This is a genomic window from Parvimonas pharyngis (assembly GCF_046569675.1).
Lineage (GTDB): Bacteria > Bacillota > Clostridia > Tissierellales > Peptoniphilaceae > Parvimonas.
Map to the genome: position 1 here is coordinate 1 of NZ_JBKICJ010000008.1, position 6,034 is coordinate 6,034.

Annotated in this window: 5 protein-coding genes; 2 read left to right on the plus strand and 3 right to left on the minus strand. The window is 26.1% G+C overall.

Annotated elements, in window-relative coordinates; genetic code table 11:
• Nucleotides 1-45 precede the first annotated feature (45 nt).
• A complete protein-coding gene (locus tag ACLGL0_RS07110) occupies nucleotides 46-588 on the plus strand; it encodes a helix-turn-helix domain-containing protein (protein WP_411013180.1) in 543 nt (180 codons plus the stop codon).
• The gene (locus ACLGL0_RS07115; RefSeq protein ID WP_411013467.1) at nucleotides 588-1,457 is read left to right on the plus strand and encodes an IS3 family transposase; all 870 of its coding nucleotides are present in this window, start codon (nucleotides 588-590) and stop codon (nucleotides 1,455-1,457) included. The genes ACLGL0_RS07110 and ACLGL0_RS07115 overlap by 1 nt, the downstream gene beginning before the upstream one ends.
• Nucleotides 1,458-1,525: 68 nt before the next feature.
• Here ACLGL0_RS07115 and ACLGL0_RS07120 read toward each other — a convergent pair whose 3' ends face one another.
• The 3 genes from ACLGL0_RS07120 to ACLGL0_RS07130 all read right to left on the minus strand — a co-directional run bounded on the left by ACLGL0_RS07120 (nucleotide 1,526) and on the right by ACLGL0_RS07130 (nucleotide 5,989).
• Nucleotides 1,526-4,201, minus strand: coding sequence for a SpaA isopeptide-forming pilin-related protein (locus tag ACLGL0_RS07120; protein ID WP_411014172.1), 2,676 nt, complete (start codon nucleotides 4,199-4,201; stop codon nucleotides 1,526-1,528).
• A gap of 376 nt (nucleotides 4,202-4,577) precedes the next feature.
• The gene (locus tag ACLGL0_RS07125) at nucleotides 4,578-5,450 is read right to left on the minus strand and encodes an IS3 family transposase (RefSeq protein ID WP_411014032.1); all 873 of its coding nucleotides are present in this window, start codon (nucleotides 5,448-5,450) and stop codon (nucleotides 4,578-4,580) included.
• Nucleotides 5,447-5,989 carry a helix-turn-helix domain-containing protein gene (locus ACLGL0_RS07130; protein ID WP_411013180.1) on the minus strand — a complete coding sequence of 181 codons (543 nt, stop codon included), beginning with the start codon at nucleotides 5,987-5,989 and terminating at the stop codon, nucleotides 5,447-5,449. The genes ACLGL0_RS07125 and ACLGL0_RS07130 overlap by 4 nt, the downstream gene beginning before the upstream one ends.
• Between the last annotated feature and the right edge of the window lie 45 nt (nucleotides 5,990-6,034).

Sequence of the window (6,034 nt, forward strand, 5' to 3'; positions counted from 1 at the left end):
TGATGTGAACCCCTAAATCCGGACAAAGGATTTGGGGGTTTTTGAATGTCAAAATATGATAAAAAATTAAAAATAAAAGTAATTAAAGAATATGAGAAAAATAATATTAGTCAATGTAAATTATCAAAAAAATATAAAATACCACTATCAACAATCAAAAATTGGATAAAATGGTATATGGATAATGGTATTAAAGGCGTAAGTAAAAAAGTAAAAAATAAAAGTTATACTAGTAATTTTAAGCTGTTTGTATTACAATATAAAAAAACTAATAATCTAACTTTCAGAGAAACTGCTGTTAAATTTGATATAACAAATGATTCAATCATAGTTAATTGGCAAAGGAAATATGATGAATATGGATTAGAAGGTTTAAATAGTAAAACAAAAGGAAGAAAGCCTAAAATGAAAAAATCTATACCAATAGAACAAAAAAGAAAAAAAAATTTACAAGAAAGCGAAAGAGAAGAACTTTTAAGACTAAGAGAAGAAAATCTCCTATTAAAGGCAGCTATAGCTTATGAAAAAAAACTTCAAGCCTTGCTTATGGAAAAGGACTTAAAAACAAAGAAAAAGCAAAAGCGATAATTGAATTAAGCAAGGCAAAAGAATATAAATCAATTACAATATTACAATGGTTAAAAGTGGCTAAATTAAATAAAAGTTCCTTTTATGAGTGGAAAGAAAAACTATATAAACAGATAAAGTCAAAAGAGATTTATATTATTGAAAAAATAAAAGATATAGTAAAAGAATCTAAAGGAAGATATGGATATAGAAGAGTAAGTAAGGTATTAAGATTAGAATATGGACTTATTGTAAACCACAAGAAAGTTTTAAGAATAATGAAAGAAAATGAACTTTTATGTATAAAGTTTAAAAATAGAGTTAGAAAGTATAATTCATATAAAGGAACAGTAGGAAAGATAGCAAATAATATTGTTAATAGAAATTTTAAAGCTGATAAACCAAATAAATTATGGCTAACAGATATAACAGAATTTAAAATAAGAAATAGTGAAAAGAAGATATATTTATCACCGATTTTAGATACTTTTAATGGAGAAATAATATCATATTCAATAGGTTTTAGTCCTACAGTAACTTTAACAAATAAGTCATTAGAAAAAGCTTTAAAAAGAATAAAAAACAAAGAAGATTTAACAATTCATACAGATCAAGGCTTTCATTATCAACATAGTAGTTTTGTAAGAATATTAGAAAATAACAATATAAGACAAAGTATGTCTAGGAAAGGAAACTGCTTAGATAATGCACCAATGGAGAATTTTTTTGGAATATTGAAACAAGAAATGTTTTATGGAGAAAATTATTCTTCTTATGAAAAATTAATAGAAGATATAAAAGAGTATATTAAATGGTACAATACGAAAAGAATTAAGGAGAATTTAAAAGGAATGTCTCCTATTGATTATAGATTACATTCCTTTGAATAATTTATTTAACTGTCCGTATTTTTGGGTTCAGCTCAAAATTTGAAATCAAGGTCTTTTTAATTTATTTTTTACATTGCTCTTTTCTTTTTAAGCATATAAACTGAACCTGCACAAAGCATTACGAAAAGTCCTGATAGTACAAATGGTACTACACCAGTTCCACCAGTATGTGGATATACTGTCTTATCATTTTTAATATCATGCTTAATTGTGTCAATTGCACCGTCGTTATCTTGATATAAAACAATGTTCTTTTGAGTTTCTACACTTCCTTTTACTTCTTTTACCAAAGTAATCGTTCTGTTTTCAGCATCAATTCTTATATGATACTCAACATTTGACTTTTGATATCCCATTGGAGCAGTTTTTTCAGTTAAAACATAGTCACCAGTAGGGAAGTCTTCTGGAATTTCAAACTTAAAGCCATCATTTGTACTCTTTGTTAAGTCAAAAGATAAAGTTTTATCTTTTGGTCCTTTTAATTGCAATTCTAAAATTCCTTGTTTTATAAGTTCGCCATTTGTATCAAGCTTTCTAAACATAAAGTACATTTGTGGATACTTTATATTCTCAATGTTATAGAAAGTATCATCAGAATTGTAAACAGCATTTTCATACTTTACTTTTCCTTCAGATGTTATTTCAAAAGTTCTTACAAAATTTTTTGGAGTACGATAGCCTTCAGGAGCTTTTATTTCCTTTATAGCATATTCTCCAACTTCAAGACTGTCAAACTTGAACTTTCCATCAGCTCCAGATTTAACAACAACATTTTTTCCATCGTTTGTTACAACTTCGTATCTACCTAATGCGTTTTTCTTATATAATTCAAATTCAATATCAGAGATAGGAATTTTTTGTCCATTTTCAGTTTTGTATTTGAAAAATTCTACTTCGATATTCTTAGTATTTGTTATTGTAACATCTCCGCTTTCAGATTTAATGAAGTTTTTATTGTTTGAATATTCAATCTTGCTTTCGAAACCTTCAAGTGCAACTTCTTTTACAGTATATTCAAAATGATAACCTAAATTATCAAATGGAATTAACTTTTCAAAAGTCGCTTTCCAATCTCCGGCCTTATTTAAAGTTTTTTCTCCAATTTCTTTAACTTTATTAGTTTCTTCAACATCGGGATTAGTTGAAGTTCTAATAAGTTTAACTTTGATTTCCTTTTTCATACTATCTGGTAAATCTTTTCCGTTTTTGTATTTCCAAACCTTTTGAACATTTACGTCAATAGAATGTGCCTTTACAGAAGGAACTGGGAATTCACGAACTATATTTGGAGTCTTTTCAACAGGTATTAAATCTGTCTTTCCATTCGCTGGATAGAAGAAGTCTGACTTATAATTTGGATCTTCAGTTTTAATATTAACTTTATATCTTAAATTAACCCACTGTCCTCTACCTAAGTTTAGTCCTTTTATTGTGAAAGTTTTTGTACCTTGGTTGTAATCTAAATCAATAGTATTTAATATAGAATCTTCAGAGGCTGTTATTTTAGGACTTGTTAGATTTAATTGAACCATGTCACCAATTGGATCGATTACTTTACCATTTACAACAGTATTACGAATATCTCTTTCGATTTGTGCAAGTATATCACTTAATTGATTGATACTAGCAGAGTCATAATAATGTCTTGGAGAAGTTGAAATACTTCTCATAAGTTTTAATATATCATTTCTTGGAATAGTACCTTCTGGATAGTAAGTACCATATCCTCTATTACGGTCATCATAAGATGTATCAGTTAGTTCTATACCAACAGTATAAACAGAATATTTTTTAAGAATTTCTTTTGCTTCATAGTAAGTAGCTACACCATGATTTTCAACATGTAGTTGTCTTCCTGTTTGAGCATTATTTACATTGTAATCTCTATGTCTATCCTGATAATTATAGTAATATCTATTATACCAATATCCATCTTTTAAAAAGAATGTATGTCCAGAACCTTTTTTAGCAGCTATTGAATAATCAAAATTTGCTTTTCCACTACGATCAATAGAGCTAATTTTATTTGAAACAGTTGGAACTCCATCTGTTAAATGCACTATAATTTTTTGTTTAGCAGTACTTGTACTTAAAATATCTGCTGCTTCTTTAAGAGCTGCTTGAGTAAATGTAGCTCCTATAGAAGAATAATAAAAATTATAAGGATTAGTATAATTATATTCTTCAGGAACTTTAGAAGGAATTTTATTAATAATATCTTGTGGATTTGTAGTAAAAGTCTTATAACTATGGTCTAACATATTTCCTTTATAATAAAACTCATCAACGAATCTTCCGTCAAAAACATCTGAACCATAAGTTACCAATGCTACTCTTACTTTTCCATTACCATCTCTTAGAACATTTTTTACAAATGTAGTCAATGTATTTTTTGCAATAGTAACACGATTATTTTCTTTCATTGAGTTTGAGTTATCAAGAACAACAACAATATCCTTAGTATATTCCTCTTCAGAGGTTTTACCTTCGACTCTTAAGTCAATGTAAAATTCTCCATCTTTATCTCCTCTACTCGCTTTCTTAGAGACGATTGCCTCTTTGTAATCTATTGGTTGATTTTTATAATTTCTAATTAATCCGTCAATTTCTGAGAAATCAGTAGGGAATACACCCTCTTGATTTTGAGTATAACCTATATCTGCTTTAACAAATGTTGGTATGAAGAATTGACATAAAATAGCAAATAATAAAAAGCAACTAATAAAATTTTTCTTTAATTTCATAATGTTACCTTCCTTAAAAATAAATAAATATAAAATAAATAATTGCATATTGTTAAACATATAAAAAATAGCAACACACTATATATAACCATTTTTCAGCGATTATACACAATAAAACGCTTAAAAAATAATAATAAATATAACAATTCATAATTAGTTTACAACAAAATTTAAATTAATGCAATACTTTGACATGAAAATTCTATAAAAAAATGAAAAAATTTTATCGAAAATATTTTAGTCTAAATTTCTTGTTACTTTTAAAGGTATTTGTTATAAAAAGATACAAATAAACATAAGTTTTGCATCTATATGTAAATATAATAAAAAGACCTTGAAATTGAGCTGAACCCAAAAATACGGACAGTTAAATAAATTATTCAAAGGAATGTAATCTATAATCAATAGGAGACATTCCTTTTAAATTCTCCTTAATTCTTTTCGTATTGTACCATTTAATATACTCTTTTATATCTTCTATTAATTTTTCATAAGAAGAATAATTTTCTCCATAAAACATTTCTTGTTTCAATATTCCAAAAAAATTCTCCATTGGTGCATTATCTAAGCAGTTTCCTTTCCTAGACATACTTTGTCTTATATTGTTATTTTCTAATATTCTTACAAAACTACTATGTTGATAATGAAAGCCTTGATCTGTATGAATTGTTAAATCTTCTTTGTTTTTTATTCTTTTTAAAGCTTTTTCTAATGACTTATTTGTTAAAGTTACTGTAGGACTAAAACCTATTGAATATGATATTATTTCTCCATTAAAAGTATCTAAAATCGGTGATAAATATATCTTCTTTTCACTATTTCTTATTTTAAATTCTGTTATATCTGTTAGCCATAATTTATTTGGTTTATCAGCTTTAAAATTTCTATTAACAATATTATTTGCTATCTTTCCTACTGTTCCTTTATATGAATTATACTTTCTAACTCTATTTTTAAACTTTATACATAAAAGTTCATTTTCTTTCATTATTCTTAAAACTTTCTTGTGGTTTACAATAAGTCCATATTCTAATCTTAATACCTTACTTACTCTTCTATATCCATATCTTCCTTTAGATTCTTTTACTATATCTTTTATTTTTTCAATAATATAAATCTCTTTTGACTTTATCTGTTTATATAGTTTTTCTTTCCACTCATAAAAGGAACTTTTATTTAATTTAGCCACTTTTAACCATTGTAATATTGTAATTGATTTATATTCTTTTGCCTTGCTTAATTCAATTATCGCTTTTGCTTTTTCTTTGTTTTTAAGTCCTTTTCCATAAGCAAGGCTTGAAGTTTTTTTTCATAAGCTATAGCTGCCTTTAATAGGAGATTTTCTTCTCTTAGTCTTAAAAGTTCTTCTCTTTCGCTTTCTTGTAAATTTTTTTTTCTTTTTTGTTCTATTGGTATAGATTTTTTCATTTTAGGCTTTCTTCCTTTTGTTTTACTATTTAAACCTTCTAATCCATATTCATCATATTTCCTTTGCCAATTAACTATGATTGAATCATTTGTTATATCAAATTTAACAGCAGTTTCTCTGAAAGTTAGATTATTAGTTTTTTTATATTGTAATACAAACAGCTTAAAATTACTAGTATAACTTTTATTTTTTACTTTTTTACTTACGCCTTTAATACCATTATCCATATACCATTTTATCCAATTTTTGATTGTTGATAGTGGTATTTTATATTTTTTTGATAATTTACATTGACTAATATTATTTTTCTCATATTCTTTAATTACTTTTATTTTTAATTTTTTATCATATTTTGACATTCAAAAACCCCCAAATCCTTTGTCCGGATTTAGGGGTTCACATCA

Coding starts and splice junctions, on each gene's coding strand:
- ACLGL0_RS07110 (WP_411013180.1), top strand. CDS start 46: ATGTCAAAATATGATAAAAAATTAAAAATAAAAGTAATTAAAGAATAT.
- ACLGL0_RS07130 (WP_411013180.1), bottom strand. CDS start 5,989: ATGTCAAAATATGATAAAAAATTAAAAATAAAAGTAATTAAAGAATAT.
- ACLGL0_RS07120 (WP_411014172.1), bottom strand. CDS start 4,201: ATGAAATTAAAGAAAAATTTTATTAGTTGCTTTTTATTATTTGCTATT.